The organism is Borrelia persica No12 (genome assembly GCF_000500045.1).
GTDB lineage: Bacteria > Spirochaetota > Spirochaetia > Borreliales > Borreliaceae > Borrelia > Borrelia persica.
In genome coordinates this window covers 1-15,557 of the sequence record NZ_AYOT01000223.1, presented here as the reverse complement: position 1 = coordinate 15,557, position 15,557 = coordinate 1, and the positions used below count along the sequence as shown (strand labels likewise).

Genomic DNA, 15,557 nt, shown 5'->3' with positions numbered 1-15,557 from the left:
AAGAGTATAATAAAACAAAAAAACCCTGGCAACAACCTACTCTCCCGCGAACTCGCAGTACCATCAGCGAATAAGAGCTTAACTTCTGTGTTCGGAATGATAACAGGTGTTTCCTCTTTTCTTTAATCACCAGGGTATTTACAGGAAGACAAAAATATGGTCAAAGATTCGGGTAATTAGTATTAGTCAGCTTAATATATTACTATACTTACACTTCTAACCTATCAACCTGGTATTCTTCCAGGACCCTCTAATAGGATATCTAATCTTGAGGAAGGCTTCCCACTTAGATGCTTTCAGCGGTTATCCCTTCCGAACGTAGCTACCCAGCACTTACCCTTGGCAGGATAACTGGTACACCAGAGGTTCGTCCATCTCGGTCCTCTCGTACTAGAGATAGCGCCTCTCAAATATCCAACGCTTGTGGCAGATAGGGACCAAACTGTCTCACGACGTTCTGAACCCAGCTCGCGTACCGCTTTAAATGGCGAACAGCCATACCCTTAGGACCTGCTCCAGCCCTAGGATGCGATGAGCCGACATCGAGGTGCCAAACCCTTCCGTCGATGTGAACTCTTGGGAAGGATAAGCCTGTTATCCCCGGAGTACCTTTTATTCGTTAAGTGACGGCGCTTCCACTCGCTACCGCCAGATCACTAAGACCTACTTTCGTATCTGCTCGACTTGTCAGTCTCACAGTTAAGCTACCTTATGCCTTTACACTTACAGAGTGATTTCCAACCACTCTAAGGTAACCTTTGCGCACCTCCGTTACTCTTTGGGAGGCGACCGCCCCAGTCAAACTACCCACCTGGCACTCTCCTCATATCGCTATGAGTTAGAAACTTAATTAAACAAGGGTGGTATTTCAAGGACGACTCCACTATCCCTAACGAGATAGCTTCAAAGTCTCCCACCTATCCTACACATATTTAACCAAATCTCAATACCAAGCTATAGTAAAGGTTCACGGGGTCTTTCCGTCTAACCACAAGTAATCGGCATCTTCACCGATACTTCAATTTCACCGAGCTCCACGTTGAGACAGCGTCCAAATCGTTACACCATTCGTGCGGGTCGGAACTTACCCGACAAGGAATTTCGCTACCTTAGGACCGTTATAGTTACGGCCGCCGTTTACTGGGGCTTGAATTCAATGCGTCGCTTTTACACTAACATCTCCTCTTAACCTTCCAGCACCGGGCAGGTGTCAGTCCCTATACTTCTCTTTACAGATTTGCAGAGACCTGTGTTTTTGGTAAACAGTCGTTTGGACCATTTTTATGCTACCTAATCTCTTAGGTCATACTTATCCCGAAGTTACGTATGTATTTTGCAGAGTTCCTTAACGTGGATTCTCTCGCGCGCCTTAGAATTTTCATCCCACCTACCTGTGTCGGTTTGCGGTACGGTCCCTTATAGCCTAACCTTAGAAGTTATTTCTTGGCACCTTGACTACCTACATTTCGTGTTGCCGAAACAACACTCATCATCACATCTCAGCTCTTTTAGCGGATTTGCCTACTAAAATCAACACCTTAATGCTTAAACTAGGACAACCATCGCCTAGCAGTAGTTAACCTCATGCGTCACTCCAATCGAAACTATAAGAGGTACGGGAATATTAACCCGTTTCCCATCGACTTCGCTCTTCAGCTTTGCCTTAGGGGCCGACTAACCCTGGGAAGACGACCTTCACCCAGGAAACCTTAGGTTTTCGGCGAATGGGGATCTCACCCATTTTTTCGTTACTCATACCTGCATTCTCACTTCTGATACCTCCATCAAACTTCTCAGTTTAACTTCAAAGGCTTACAGAACGCTCCTCTACCATTCTAATCGAAATTAGAATCCAAAGCTTCGGTAATGTATTTAGCCCCGTTACATTGTCGGCGCTCAAGTACTCGACCAGTGAGCTATTACGCACTCTTTAAAGGTATGGCTGCTTCTAAGCCAACCTCCTGGCTGTTTACGTACCTAAACATCCTTTTCCACTTAATACATTTTTGAGACCTTAGCTGTTGGTCTGGGTTGTTTCCCTCTCGACCATGGACCTTATCGCCCATAGTCTCACTCCTATTCATCATACAATAGCATTCGGAGTTTAACTGAGTTTGGTACCCTTTGACAGGCCCTAGCTCAATTAGTGCTCTACCTCTATTGCACTAAAATAAGGCTGAACTTAAATCCATTTCGAGGAGAACCAGCTATCTCCGAGTTTGTTTAGCCTTTCACTCCTATTCACAGCTCATCCCTGCCTTTTTAAACAGACTAGAGTTCGGCCCTCCACTTGGTTTCACCCAAGCTTCAGCCTGGCCATAAATAGATCACTCGGCTTCGGGTCTACCACATCTAACTAAATCGCCCGTTTAAGACTCGCTTTCGCTGAGGCTCCAGCACTACTATGCCTTAACCTTGCTAGACATGATAACTCGCAGGTTCATTATGCAAAAGGCACGCCATCACCATGAATATTCATGGCTTTGACTGCTTGTAAGTCCACGGTTTCAGTTCTATTTCACTCCCCTCCCGGGGTTCTTTTCACCTTTCCCTCACGGTACTCTTCACTATCGGTAGCTTTATAGTATTTAGCCTTGGAGAGTGGTCTCCCCAGATTCAGACAGGGTTTCTCGTGTCCCGTCCTACTTAGGAACATCTCTAAGAAGATATTTACATTTAAATTACAGGGCTTTCACCTTCTCTGGCTAACTTTTCCAAGTTATTCTTATATATAAATATTTTGTAACTTCTCAGCTTATTGCAGACTAAGCTTCAAGTGTCCTACAACCCTCTAAATGCAACGCTCTGCAGCTTGACACATTTAAAGTTTAGGCTCCTCCCCTTTCGCTCGCCACTACTTAGGGAATCTCTTTGATTTCTTTTCCTCAGGGTACTTAGATGGTTCACTTCCCCTGGTATCGCCTCTACTACATAAGTAGTAGATAATTAGCATCTAGCTAATTGGATTACTCCATTCGGTAATCTTGGGATCATAGAATGTTTGCTTCTCCCCCAAGCTTTTCGCAGCTTACCACGACCTTCTTCGCCTTAAAGCTCCTAGGCATCCACCATAGACTCTTTATTACTTTGACCATATTTTTATCTTCCATCTCTAATTTGCCAATCGTTTATACAACATAAGATAATATATACTTTTAATTTTACTATGTCAATACCATTATCAAACTTTTTATAAAATATTTTTTTAAATCAAAGAAAAGAAAATAAAAGAAAAAATACTAAATATCAATATCAAGATTAAAAAACTCAATTAAAAATCTTGCAACCCCATCATTATCATTACAAAACGCTGTAATCTCATTATTTGGTAAATTACTCTTAAGACGATCATTTGCATTTTTCATTAAAATGCCTTTCCCAACATTTAGCAACATCTCATAATCATTATCATTATCTCCAAATGCTAAAATAGAACCAACATCAATACATTCAGACAAAGCAATATCCCTAATAGCATTATATTTACTAGCAGCAACACTCGTGATTTCCACAAGATCGCTAGTAGAATAAAATATGCTTATGTCTTTAAAATTTTTCTCTCTAATTTTATTTGCAAACTCTTCAAGCTTCAAACAATCAGGAGAATAATAAACTATTTTAGAACAAGCATCTATTTTAAGTTCAGATAAATCGGTAATAATTGGTTTAATTCCCAAATCCGAAATAAAATGATTCATAATGGGACTTCTAATATCTCCATCAGAATACCAATCATGAAGATCATAAAGATTAATATCAATATCTTCCAGTCTTATCTTAAAAATTTCCCTCACTATACCATAATCAATCTTATATCTTAAGAATAAATCATTTCTCAAAAATACGTCAGCTCCATTGGCTGTTACAATATAACTCTCATCAATCTTTAAATCTTTAACTTGATCCAAGACATCCCTAATCTCATACAATCTCCTACCAGTAGCAATAATAATATGAAAGTCATTCTTTAATCTTAATAGAACTTTAAGAGTCAATGGTGTGATTTTGTGATTGTTGTTAAGCAAAGTCCCATCAAGATCAAAAACTAACATCTTATACTTTTTATAATTAACATTCATTTGAATACCCTCTTTTTTAATAAATAATACCATACCAAATTTATGAATCACAATTGTCGCTTGAATTAAATCAATAAAAAAAATATAATTACTATGTCTACAAAGGTCAAAAACAGAGAGTTAAATGTAAAAAATAATGAGTGATAAAATTTCAACTCTGTTTACAGAGCGAAAAATAAAAAGCAAAATTAAAGAATTGGCCCAAAAAATTAGAAATTATTATAAAGACAAAAATAATATCGTTTTTATATCACTTCTTAAAGGTTCTTTCATGTTTTTTGCAGATATTACAAGAGAGATTGGACTTAACGCAAAAATAGATTTTCTTCAAGCTTCAAGTTATGGAAATAAAACCCTATCTTCATTAAACGTATTAATTAAAAAAGATATTGAAATCAATATAGAAAATAGTTATGTAATAATTTTTGATGACATTATAGATACCGGACTTACATACAAAAAAGTCATTGCACACTTACAAACTAAAAAACCCAAAGAGATCAAAATTTGCACTCTTTTCAATAAACCATCTCGAAGACTCACAGAAGTCAAAATAGACTATACAGGATTTGAAATTAAAAATGATTTCATAGTAGGATATGGCATTGATTTCAACGAAAAACATAGGACTCTAAAGAATGTAGCAAAAATAAATCAATAGGAGATAGGAATGACAATTTATGCAGTTGTTGGAACTCAATGGGGTGATGAGGGAAAGGGAAAAATTATAGATTTCCTCTCATCAAAAATAGATTATGTTGTAAGATTTAACGGCGGAAATAATGCTGGACATACAATAGTTGCAAATGACAAAAAATTCATTTTTAATCTATTACCATCAGGTGTTTTGCAGGGAGCAAAATGCATACTTGGACCTAGTGTAGTAATTAACCCATCAATTTTAATTAAAGAACTAGAATTACTAAAAAATAACAATATAAAAACAGAAATATTCATAAGCGATAAAGCACACATAATAATGCCCTATCACATTAAATTTGATGAACTTAGTGAACAAAGAAAGGGTATCCATAAAATTGGCACCACAAAAAAGGGAATTGGGCCATGCTACGCTGACAAAATCAACAGAATAGGAATAAGAACTATTGATTTACTCAATATAGAAATTTTTGCAAAAAAATTAAAAACAAATTTAGAAGAAAAAAATGAAATTATAAAAAAAATATATAATGACAAACCTTTTGAATATGAAGAGGTTCTAAATGAGTATAAACAATATATAGAGATATTTAAATCTAAAGTCACCAATATAGAAACAATAATACATAATGCCATCAATTCAGAAAAAAATATTTTAATAGAAGGCGCACAAGGCACAATGCTTGACATTGAACATGGCACATTTCCATTTGTAACTTCAAGCAACACATTAATTACAGCGGCAACAGGATGTGGTATTCCTATTTCAAAAATCAAACACAAGATTGGAATAGTAAAAGCATTTTCATCAAGAGTTGGTGAAGGGCCTTTTGTAACTGAAATTTTCGACCACATTGGAGATGAAATTAGGGAAAAGGGACAAGAATACGGCTCAACAACAAAAAGACCAAGAAGAATTGGTTGGCTTGACCTTTTGACAATAAAAAAAGCAATAGCTCTTAATGAATTAAATCATTTAGCATTAACTAAACTAGACATATTAAATAATATAGAATACCTCAAGATTTGCACAGCCTATGAATTTCAAGGTAAAATATATGATTATATACCAGCTTCTTGCGAAATACTTGAAAAAGTTAAGCCCGTATACAAAGTCTTTAAAGGATTTAAAGAAGATATTAAAAATATTAATCATTATGATGAATTACCTATTGAGGCTAGAGAATACATTGAATTTATAGAAAAAGAAGTAGGTACTCAAATTTCAATTTTATCTATTGGAGCAGAAAGAGAAAAAACTATTTTTAGGAATCAAGAGTGGATCAATACCTAAACCCATTAAAATCAAGATATGCAAGCAAAGAAATGCTTTACATTTTTTCACCAAAATTTAAGTACACCACATGGAGAAAACTATGGTATAACTTGGCTTTGGTACAAAAAGAATTGGGACTAAATATCAATAATACCCAACTTAACGCACTATTTCTACAAATTGAAAACATTGACTTTAAACTTGTAGAAAAATATGAGGCAAAATTCCAACATGAAGTTATGGCACATCTTTATGCTTATGCCGATTTAGTTGGAAAGGATGCTAGAAAAATTTTACATCTTGGTACTACAAGTGCATATTTAATGGATAACACAGATCTAATCCAAATCAAAGAGGCTTTATTATTAATTGAAAAAAAACTAATACAATTAATAAAAATTTTAAAACAATTCTCAATAAAATACAAAGATCTAGCAACACTTGCATATACACATCTACAAGAAGCACAACTAACAACTCTTGGAAAAAGAAGTAGTCTGTGGTTGCAAAGTTTAGTTTTTGACTTTAGAGAACTTAAATTCATAATGTCAAATATGTGTTTCAGAGGAGTAAAGGGAACAGTTGGCAATCAAAGTAGCTTTAAAGAATTATTCCTATCTAATTTTGAAAAAGTAAAAGATCTAGATATTAATCTAGCAAAAAAAATGGGATTTGAAAAAGTTTACAAAATAACTAGTCAAATTTACGATCGAAAATTTGACTCATCAATACTAAATTTTTTAAGCAATCTAGCTCAAAGTGCACATAAAATTACAAATGACATCAGATTCATGCAACATCTTAAAGAAATCGAAGAAAATTTTGAAAAACATCAAATAGGATCATCAGCAATGCCCTATAAAAGAAACCCTATCTACAGCGAAAGAGTAGCTTCACTTGCCAAGTTTATAATGAGTCTACAATCCAGTGGTGGATTTATAGCAACAACTCAATGGCTTGAGAGAACTTTAGACGATTCAGCCTGCAAAAGACTCAATATTCCTCAAGCTTTTCTATCTGCTGATGCTATCTTGATATTACTCAATAAAATATTTAACAATATTAAGGTAAATGAACGAATAATTGAAAAACATGTTAAAACAGAAATGCCATTTATATTGACAGAAGACATACTAATGAAAGCAACAAAAAATGGTGGCGATAGACAAATTTTACACGAAAAGATAAGAAATTATGCAATGCAAGTAAAAGAAAAGTTATACTCAGGAATAAGTGAAAACAATCTAATTCAATTAATCCTCAATGATGAAAGTTTTAAATTAACATCCAAAGACATAGAGGAGATCTTAAATCCAAATAACAATATAGGGTTTGCACCATCTCAAGTTGAAGATTTTATAAAAGAAACAATTGATCCTATTATTGAATAATAATCATCAAACTAATATTTAGAAACAAATTTATTACCTCTTATATAAAATCTCCAAAGTTTATTTGCATACTCTTCACCTGAATAATCAACATTTATTCTTTTGGAACATGAAATTTCAAAATCCAAAGATAAACCCTTCCTTAAAAAAAGCTCACTATTACTCAAAAGATCTATTTTGTTAAATCTTAAATCTATATTCAAAAACTTGGTAAGTTTACCAGGCCCATTAGTCAATACCCCGTCAATTTTTGGCAAAATAGGTTCAATTCCTCTTATTAAAACAGCATGAGGATTATGCTCATCAGATGCCACGACATTTAACATATAATACATACCATAGATCATATAAATATAAGCATATCCGCCAATATTATACATGGCACCAGTACGATTCGTTATTTTTCCACCATAAGCATGACAAGCTTTATCTAGAACACCCATATACGCTTCTGTTTCAACAATCCTTGACACAATTTCTCTATCATCTATCTTCCTCACTAATAAATGTCCAAGTAAAGATCTAGCAACAATAACAGCATCATGCATAAAAAACTCTCTATTCATTAATACAATTCTAAACAAAATAAAAATCAAATTCAAAATTTCTTATAATCAAAACGTACGTCAAATAACAATTTGACAACAATAAACCATTATCACAAGAAAAATAAAATCATAGAAAAATAAATCTTATATTGACAAATCTAATAAAGTTCAATAGAATCTTATAGGATAAGAACATTTAAGGGATCATAGCTCAGGTGGTTAGAGCGCAGGTCTGATAAACCTGAGGTCGGAGGTTCAACTCCTCCTGGTCCCAATCAATGAAAATCGATAAAGGTCCATCTAAGCAATAATCAAATATTTTAAAGACAAAGCTCAAGCTCAATGCTTGTTAAAGCAAAGCACTAACACGCATATTTAAAATCACGAACTTACTTAAAGAACACAAATAAAAATGAATAATATACAAAAATTATAAAAAACAATTTATTCTAGGATAAAGACTATAATAAATTTGATGGATTTTACTACAGTTTTAAAATCGAATACAACTCACGTAGCAATACTAAAAAGCAAAACCTCCATTTATTCGACCTAAAAACAAATGGAGGTTAAGGGACTCGAACCCTTGACCCCCGGCTTGCAAAGCCGATGCTCTAAACCAACTGAGCTAAACCCCCAAAAAATGGCATTTAAGAAAACAAAGGAAGAGTTAAAGTATAATTTAACCTTTAATAATACCTTTCTCTTAGAAAGGAGGTGATCCAGCCACACTTTCCAGTACGGCTACCTTGTTACGACTTCACCCCCCTCACTAAACATACCTTAGATACCTTCCTCCCTTGCGGGTTAGAATAATAGCTTCGGGTATCCTCAACTCGGGTGGTGTGACGGGCGGTGTGTACAAGGCCCGAGAACGTATTCACCGTATCATGCTGATATACGATTACTAGCGATTCCAACTTCATGAAGTCGAGTTTCAGACTTCAATCTGGACTGAGACCTGCTTTAATGCGTTTTGCTTCACATCACTGTTTCGCTTCGCTTTGTACAGGCCATTGTAGCACGTGTGTAGCCCAGGGCATAAGGGCCATGATGATTTGACGTCATCCTCACCTTCCTCCGGCTTATCACCGGCAGTCTCATCTGAGTTCCCATCTTTACATGCTGGTAACAGACAATAAGGGTTGCGCTCGTTGCGGGACTTAACCCAACACCTCACAGCACGAGCTGACGACAACCATGCAGCACCTGTATACAGACCCCAAACGGGGAATAATTATCTCTAACTACATCCTGTATATGTCAAGCCCTGGTAAGGTTTCTCGCGTATCATCGAATTAAACCACATGCTCCACCGCTTGTGCGGGCCCCCGTCAATTCCTTTGAGTTTCACTCTTGCGAGCATACTCCCCAGGCGGCACACTTAACACGTTAGCTTCGGTACTAATCTCTCAATTAACACCAAGTGTGCATCGTTTACAGCGTAGACTACCAGGGTATCTAATCCTGTTTGCTCCCTACGCTTTCGTGACTCAGCGTCAGTCTTGACCTAGAAGTTCGCCTTCGCCTCTGGTATTCTTCCTGATATCAACAGATTCCACCCTTACACCAGGAATTCTAACTTCCCCTATCAGACTCTAGTCATGCAGTTTCCAGCATAGCTCCACAGTTGAGCTGTGGTATTTTACGCATAGACTTGCATATCCGCCTACTCACCCTTTACGCCCAATAATCCCGAACAACGCTCGCCCCTTACGTATTACCGCGGCTGCTGGCACGTAATTAGCCGGGGCTTATTCATAAATTAACGTCATCACCTTGTCATTTCCTACAAAGCTTATTCCTCATTTATAAAAGAACTTTACAATCTTTCGACCTTCTTCGTTCACGCAGTGTCGCTCCGTCAGGCTTTCGCCCATTGCGGAAGATTCTTAGCTGCTGCCTCCCGTAGGAGTCTGGACCGTATCTCAGTTCCAGTGTGACCGTTCACCCTCTCAGGCCGGTTACTTATCATAGCCTTGGTAGGCTCTTACCCCACCAACTAGCTAATAAGACGCAGACTCATCTACAAGCGAAGCTTTAAAGGCTTCCTTTCATCAATTGACATCTCAACTGACCTTATTCGGTATTAGCTACTATTTCTAATAGTTATCCCCATCTCATAGGTAGATTATCCACGCGTTACTCACCCGTTCGCCACTGAATGTATTGCTACATCCCGTCTGACTTGCATGCTTAAGACGCACTGCCAGCGTTAGTTCTAAGCCAGGATCAAACTCTTCGTTATTTTTATTTTCTTCTTTTAAAATTAACAGGTTATTTATTCATTTGGCTTTTAAACCTTACTTAACTCTTCCCTTCTCTTCTCTGCCAATTTTTAATATCAACTCATACTACTTTATAACATACTCTATTCTTTGTCAATACTTAATCTTTATTTTTTTACATCATTACTTAAAGAAAGAATATTATCATGTTATACAAACTCCATCAATCACCAGCAAACACTCAATCAATGTTTAAAATATCAACCAAACACAAATACATTTTTGCAAAAAATTAATACATAAAGTCATTTAAAATCATTTATTTATAAAAAAATCAAAAATAATATTAGCTTTTAGATTTTCTACTAATCAAAACTGTAAATTCTCCTTTATTTTTATTATGCATTTCAAAATATTCTCTCAACTCCAAAGGCTTACCAATTTTATATTCTTCATACAACTTAGTCATTTCACGACCAACAAGAACATTGGCATTTAAATCCACCAAAGAAATCTCATACAATAATTTCAAAATTCTATGACTAGACTCAAGCAAAATAAATGCATCTCCTCTGCAATAAAGCTCTTCAATTCTCTTTACCCTTTTAACTCCTTTATTCGGCAAAAAACCTTCAAACACTATAACTTTGTCTTTAAAAGGATTAACACTAATGATTGTATTAAAAGAACTAATACCCGGAATAGGACAAATTTTATACCCGTTTTGCAAAGCTGCATCAACAAGCAAACTACCAGGATCACTAAGACAAGGAGTTCCCGCATCACTAATAAAAGCCACAATTTTTCCATCAGACAAATAACTCAACAATAAACCAATTCGCCTATGTTCTGTTATCGCATTACAAGAAATTAATTTTTTAACGATACCATAATGCGATAAAAGCTTTCTAGCAACTCTTGTATCCTCAGCAAATATAACATCAACCAACTTTAAAATATCAATTGCACGGTATGTAATATCACCTAAATTACCTATAGGTGTTCCCACAATATATAACACATAATCTCCTTCAAAATTTGATATATCAATCTATAAGAACTAAATTAATTTAATACTGTCTAATAATAATATTTAATACTCAATAAAAGCCAATTTGCAAAAAATCAAATATAAACTTAATTATCCGTAAAATATATACACTGTAATAAAAATACATAGTTTTCATATACCTATATAAGAAAATATTTATTTTTATGTTATATTTATATTGTTACTTAAATTTAACAATCGAAAGCTAAGAGGCGGTAGGGTTTTATGTTAAAACTTGTTAAAAAGATATTCATAATCTATTTTCTATGTATCACACTTGCTGGACTTGCTATGGTTTTCATTGACAGTAAATTTTCTGAAAAACAAACTATTCAAGATGGTAAGACTCAAATTATTAAACACACAATAAGTCCAAATATAATTATGCTTACCTCTGCAATCGGAGGATTCTTGGGAACTTATTCGGGAATATGGCTTTTTGATTATGAAAAGGAAAATTTTTACTTAAGTTGGGGAAGCCTATTAATGTTAATATACAACATAGGATTAATCCTTTCTATATATTCTAAAACAAAGAGTAAATAAAATTCAAACCTAAAAATTACTTACAATAATTCCTCTTTTAATGAGGTATTTATACACTTCTTCTGGATTTTCCAAACTTTCAATTAAGTTTTCAGTCTTATCATTTATTTTTTCTACCAGTTTCTTAAAACTTACCTTTACTCCTCTACTTTCCAAAAAATCTTTAGCTGGCTGTGAAATAACACCTGCTTGAACATTTTGAAACCCAATATTATAAATAATAACAGCGGCTGCCTTGCCTACAACTTTGTCATAAATCTCTAAACCTTCTTTATTTTGAATGTATTTATTAATAAAATTATCAACCTCTAAAAGAGGTTTTAAACCCCTCTCCATATTAGAGTAAAGTATTCTATGTTCTTTAAACAACCTCAATGTAGGATTTAAGCCTGATATCATTATAAAACCCTCTTAAACACTTGAACCCAAAATTTCTTTAAAAAAATAATCCTTATTAATAATATACATAAATTAAAAATACTTCAACATAAAAAAGATGATATATTATTAAATTAGATGATGCTAATTCCTAAAGAAAATATTTATTCAAAAATTGAAGTAAAGAGATCAATTTTCTTATCATACATTTTCCATGTAGAGAAAAGAGAAGAAATAAATAAAATATTAAAAGAATACAAATTAAAATTTAAAACAGCAACTCATGTAGTTTATGGATTTAGAATTGGTAACTCAAACTCATTTATGAATGGTATGAGCGATGACAAAGAGCCCAAACTTACAGCTGGCAAACCTACTTTAGATGCCATATTAAACAAAAATTTAACAGATACTCTTATACTTACAGTACGGTATTTTGGTGGCACTCTACTTGGAAAACAAGGCCTAAGCAGAGCATACTCTAAATCAGCATATGAAGTAATAAACAAAGCAAATTTAATAGAAAAGGAAACAACTGAAACAGTATCTCTTAATCTCAATTACAATCAATACAATTTACTAACACGCATGCAAAACAAAATGGGAATTAAAATTATAGATGCAAACTTTTTAGATAAAATAAACACTAAAATAGAATTTAACACAAAACACAAAAATAATATTCTTGCATTTTTACAAGAAAACTCACTCATATAAGTTTCCGTATATTAAATTAATTTACAATCTACCCATACAATTTTATCACAATTTAGACATTAAATCAATCTAAATGTCTAAATTGTAAATATCATTAAATTTATTAGTTAATTATTTAGAAATAATTTTTAGCATAGTATTATTTTTATTATTTATGTTTTACAATAAAATGTTATCAAAATAAATAATAAGAGAAAATTTATATGAAAATAATATCCATTATTAATCAAAAAGGTGGTGTTGGAAAAACAACTAGTGCTATAAACATAGCATATTCAATAACATTGCTTAATAAAAAAACTCTTTTAATAGACATTGATTCACAAGGAAATACCAGTAGTGGGGTCAATGTTTCAAAAAAAGAAACCTCAAATTCAAGTTATGAACTGATTTACAAAAAGAAAAAAATCACACCTATCAGAAATTTCAATTTGGATATAATCCCTTCAAGTCTAAAATTGGCATTACTTGAAAAAGAATTAATACACGAAATAGCAAGAGAAAATTTTCTAAAAAATGCTTTAAAAAAATACGAAGAAGACAATTATGATTTCATAATCCTTGATTGTCCTCCTACCCTATCAATACTTACAATAAATGCTCTTATTGCAAGTACATACCTCTTAATACCAATAGAAACAGAATTTTTTGCATTTGAAGGAATTAATCTATTATTAGACACAATCAGTGCCGTTAAACAGATCAATAACAATCTAGAAATTGCTGGGGTATTCATCAATAAATATGATATTAGAAATAAAAGTAAAGAAAAATACATAGATTCATTAAAAAAAGTATTTAAAGACAAATTTTTAAATACCAAGATAAGAAAAAACATCAGTATTTCTAAATCCCAAGAAAAAAACATACCAGTATACATATATAATAAAGAAAGCAATGCTGCAAAAGATTTCTTAGCACTTACAAAAGAAATAATAAAAAAAATTGAAGGTAAAAATGTCAGATAATTTAGATACTTTAATGGCTTTAATGGGCCAAAAATTAAATAAACATGAAAAAGATGAAAACACTTTAACTAAACAAGAATTAATAGTCATTCAAAAGAAAAATTTTCAATATGAAAAATTAGATAAAGAAACGGCCGATTTTTTAAAAAAGAAACAATACGAAATCTTTCATATATTTAACAATACATACACAGAAATCGGAAGAATATTAAAAGAAGCACAAGAGACACTACGTGGAAATAATCAACATGACGGCCTTTTTTATAAATGGTTTACTAGCATGGGATTTAAAAAAGACAAAGTTTATTCATTAATTTCCCGATATGAGTTGCTTGTCGAAAATTCCGACAAGCAATTAATAATAAAAAATCTACCACTATCACTATCGTATGAGATTTCTAAAAAATCGTGTCCTACTGATCTAAAAATGGAAGTTCTTAATGGAAAGATAAAAACTTTAAAAGAATTTAAATTACGCAATCAAAAAGATAATAACAATCAAAATAATACAAAAATTCAATTTAAAAAAGAAGACATTATCAAATTAATAAAATCGCTTTTAGAAGAATTAGAAAAAATTAAAAACAGTGATATAGACAAGATAAAAAACAAAAAAGAATTTATGCTCATTTTAAAAGAAATACAACAAAAAATAAATAATATAAAAAAATTACCTAATATTCTCAAAAATAGAAATAATTCTCTTTAAATCAGAAGATGTAAAATAACTTATTTCTATTTTCCCTTTTTCCTTACTTCCTTTAATACTTATTTTAGTTTGTATTCTACTTATTAAAAATTCCTTAATGCTATTTAAAAAAGGATCTCTAGAAATTTCTGATTTATCACTGACAGCCTTATAAAAATTTTTAACATAATTCTCTGCATCTCTAACAGACAATTTTTTTTTAATGATTAAAAGATAAAGAGCATATCTATCTTGACTATCCTTTAGTGACAATAAAACTTTAGCATGCCCCAATGATATTTCTTTTTTATGCAAAGAATTTAATATCTCTTGTTCAAGCTCTAAAATTCTAACCAAATTGGCAACATGAGATCTATTTTTACCTATTTTTTCAGATAAGGCTTTTTGAGTTAAAGCATGCTTGTCCATAAGATTTTTATAAGCATATGCTTCTTCAACAGGAGTTAAATTTTCCCGTTGAATATTTTCAATTAAGGACATAAAATCTTTATTTCGCCTAGAAGGCTCTATCTCTATCACAGGAACCCGTTTCATACCTGCCAGTTTAGCAGCCCTAAATCTTCTCTCCCCTATTATTAGGTTATACCTACTATTATTAGGATAAACAACAATAGGTTGCAATATCCCATTTTCTTTTATAGAGATACTTAATTCTTCAAGCTCAGCAAGATTAATAGACTTTCTAGGCTGTGATTTATCTATATCTAAAAGATTTATATCTATAATTTTTAAAACTTCATCCATTTTATCAAAACCCTCCTGTAATAATACAAAATTTTATAAAGTTGTTCTATGACAACTCCAATTAGAATTACAACCACAAAAAAAAGGATGTTCCACGTGGAACATCCTAATAATACAAAATTTTACAAAGTTATTCCATGACAACTGCAATGATAATTACAATTAAAATCACAACCACAAAAAAAAGAATGTTCTACGTGGAACATCCTAATAATACAAAACTTATAAAATTATTCTATGACAATTTCAATGATAATTACAA

Annotated in this window: 12 protein-coding genes, 2 tRNA genes and 3 rRNA genes; 8 read left to right on the top strand and 9 right to left on the bottom strand. The window is 32.9% G+C overall.

The window, feature by feature from the left end; all coding sequences use genetic code 11:
• Positions 1 to 23: 23 nt before the first annotated feature.
• The 3 genes from rrf to U881_RS0107720 form a co-directional block, all read right to left on the bottom strand.
• Positions 24 to 134 (bottom strand): 5S ribosomal RNA (gene rrf, locus U881_RS0107730).
• 22 nt (positions 135 to 156) lie between these two features.
• Positions 157 to 3,093 (bottom strand): 23S ribosomal RNA (locus tag U881_RS0107725).
• Positions 3,094 to 3,239: 146 nt separating this feature from the next.
• The gene (locus U881_RS0107720) at positions 3,240 to 4,079 is read right to left on the bottom strand and encodes a Cof-type HAD-IIB family hydrolase (RefSeq protein WP_024653856.1); all 840 of its coding nucleotides are present in this window, start codon (positions 4,077 to 4,079) and stop codon (positions 3,240 to 3,242) included.
• A 136-nt stretch (positions 4,080 to 4,215) separates the two neighbouring features.
• Here U881_RS0107720 and hpt point away from each other — a divergent pair, with 136 nt between their 5' ends.
• From hpt to purB, 3 genes are read left to right on the top strand one after another with little or no spacing between them, the layout of a single operon-like run.
• Complete coding sequence (gene hpt / locus U881_RS0107715; RefSeq protein WP_024653855.1) at positions 4,216 to 4,740, top strand: hypoxanthine phosphoribosyltransferase; 525 nt, start codon at positions 4,216 to 4,218, stop codon at positions 4,738 to 4,740.
• 9 nt (positions 4,741 to 4,749) lie between these two features.
• The gene (locus U881_RS0107710; RefSeq protein WP_024653854.1) at positions 4,750 to 6,033 is read left to right on the top strand and encodes an adenylosuccinate synthase; all 1,284 of its coding nucleotides are present in this window, start codon (positions 4,750 to 4,752) and stop codon (positions 6,031 to 6,033) included.
• Positions 6,018 to 7,406: an adenylosuccinate lyase gene (gene purB / locus U881_RS0107705; protein WP_024653853.1), complete on the top strand. Its 1,389-nt coding sequence runs from the start codon at positions 6,018 to 6,020 to the stop codon at positions 7,404 to 7,406. Before U881_RS0107710 ends, purB begins: the two co-directional genes overlap by 16 nt.
• Positions 7,407 to 7,417: 11 nt before the next feature.
• Here the strand turns inward: purB and U881_RS0107700 are convergent, their stop codons facing one another.
• Positions 7,418 to 7,972, bottom strand: coding sequence for a DNA-3-methyladenine glycosylase (locus U881_RS0107700; RefSeq protein WP_024653852.1), 555 nt, complete (start codon positions 7,970 to 7,972; stop codon positions 7,418 to 7,420).
• A 182-nt stretch (positions 7,973 to 8,154) separates the two neighbouring features.
• On the opposite strand from U881_RS0107700, the gene U881_RS0107695 reads away from it, so the two are divergent.
• A tRNA-Ile gene (locus tag U881_RS0107695) sits at positions 8,155 to 8,228 on the top strand.
• 289 nt (positions 8,229 to 8,517) lie between these two features.
• Here U881_RS0107695 and U881_RS0107690 read toward each other — a convergent pair.
• From U881_RS0107690 to rsmI, 3 genes are all read right to left on the bottom strand, one after another.
• Positions 8,518 to 8,592, bottom strand: a tRNA-Ala gene (locus U881_RS0107690).
• A 72-nt stretch (positions 8,593 to 8,664) separates the two neighbouring features.
• Positions 8,665 to 10,202: ribosomal RNA gene (locus U881_RS0107685) — 16S ribosomal RNA — on the bottom strand.
• Between the two features lie 326 nt (positions 10,203 to 10,528).
• Positions 10,529 to 11,203: a 16S rRNA (cytidine(1402)-2'-O)-methyltransferase gene (rsmI, locus tag U881_RS0107680; protein ID WP_024653851.1), complete on the bottom strand. Its 675-nt coding sequence runs from the start codon at positions 11,201 to 11,203 to the stop codon at positions 10,529 to 10,531.
• A 255-nt stretch (positions 11,204 to 11,458) separates the two neighbouring features.
• Here rsmI and U881_RS0107675 point away from each other — a divergent pair, with 255 nt between their 5' ends.
• Positions 11,459 to 11,779 (top strand): hypothetical protein, encoded by a 321-nt coding sequence (locus U881_RS0107675; RefSeq protein ID WP_024653850.1) that lies wholly within the window; start codon positions 11,459 to 11,461, stop codon positions 11,777 to 11,779.
• A 9-nt stretch (positions 11,780 to 11,788) separates the two neighbouring features.
• Here U881_RS0107675 and U881_RS0107670 read toward each other — a convergent pair whose 3' ends face one another.
• Positions 11,789 to 12,178: a DUF1893 domain-containing protein gene (locus tag U881_RS0107670; protein ID WP_024653849.1), complete on the bottom strand. Its 390-nt coding sequence runs from the start codon at positions 12,176 to 12,178 to the stop codon at positions 11,789 to 11,791.
• Between the two features lie 117 nt (positions 12,179 to 12,295).
• Here U881_RS0107670 and U881_RS0107665 point away from each other — a divergent pair, with 117 nt between their 5' ends.
• The 3 genes from U881_RS0107665 to U881_RS0107655 all read left to right on the top strand — a co-directional run bounded on the left by U881_RS0107665 (position 12,296) and on the right by U881_RS0107655 (position 14,551).
• A complete protein-coding gene (locus U881_RS0107665) occupies positions 12,296 to 12,874 on the top strand; it encodes a YigZ family protein (RefSeq protein ID WP_024653848.1) in 579 nt (192 codons plus the stop codon).
• Between the two features lie 203 nt (positions 12,875 to 13,077).
• Complete coding sequence (locus U881_RS0107660) at positions 13,078 to 13,842, top strand: ParA family protein (RefSeq protein WP_024653847.1); 765 nt, start codon at positions 13,078 to 13,080, stop codon at positions 13,840 to 13,842.
• The gene (locus U881_RS0107655; protein WP_024653846.1) at positions 13,832 to 14,551 is read left to right on the top strand and encodes a hypothetical protein; all 720 of its coding nucleotides are present in this window, start codon (positions 13,832 to 13,834) and stop codon (positions 14,549 to 14,551) included. The genes U881_RS0107660 and U881_RS0107655 overlap by 11 nt, the downstream gene beginning before the upstream one ends.
• Here U881_RS0107655 and U881_RS0107650 read toward each other — a convergent pair.
• Positions 14,513 to 15,295 (bottom strand): ParB/RepB/Spo0J family partition protein, encoded by a 783-nt coding sequence (locus U881_RS0107650; RefSeq protein ID WP_024653845.1) that lies wholly within the window; start codon positions 15,293 to 15,295, stop codon positions 14,513 to 14,515. The two genes, U881_RS0107655 and U881_RS0107650, sit on opposite strands and share 39 nt — an antisense overlap.
• Positions 15,296 to 15,557: the final 262 nt, after the last annotated feature.

What these genes read in the sequence shown, in the direction of transcription:
- hpt (WP_024653855.1), top strand. Translation starts at nt 4,216, where the DNA reads ATGAGTGATAAAATTTCAACTCTGTTTACAGAGCGAAAAATAAAAAGC.
- U881_RS0107660 (WP_024653847.1), top strand. Translation starts at nt 13,078, where the DNA reads ATGAAAATAATATCCATTATTAATCAAAAAGGTGGTGTTGGAAAAACA.
- U881_RS0107710 (WP_024653854.1), top strand. Translation starts at nt 4,750, where the DNA reads ATGACAATTTATGCAGTTGTTGGAACTCAATGGGGTGATGAGGGAAAG.
- U881_RS0107650 (WP_024653845.1), bottom strand. Translation starts at nt 15,295, where the DNA reads ATGGATGAAGTTTTAAAAATTATAGATATAAATCTTTTAGATATAGAT.
- U881_RS0107675 (WP_024653850.1), top strand. Translation starts at nt 11,459, where the DNA reads ATGTTAAAACTTGTTAAAAAGATATTCATAATCTATTTTCTATGTATC.
- U881_RS0107720 (WP_024653856.1), bottom strand. Translation starts at nt 4,079, where the DNA reads ATGAATGTTAATTATAAAAAGTATAAGATGTTAGTTTTTGATCTTGAT.
- U881_RS0107670 (WP_024653849.1), bottom strand. Translation starts at nt 12,178, where the DNA reads ATGATATCAGGCTTAAATCCTACATTGAGGTTGTTTAAAGAACATAGA.
- U881_RS0107655 (WP_024653846.1), top strand. Translation starts at nt 13,832, where the DNA reads ATGTCAGATAATTTAGATACTTTAATGGCTTTAATGGGCCAAAAATTA.
- U881_RS0107665 (WP_024653848.1), top strand. Translation starts at nt 12,296, where the DNA reads ATGATGCTAATTCCTAAAGAAAATATTTATTCAAAAATTGAAGTAAAG.
- U881_RS0107700 (WP_024653852.1), bottom strand. Translation starts at nt 7,972, where the DNA reads ATGAATAGAGAGTTTTTTATGCATGATGCTGTTATTGTTGCTAGATCT.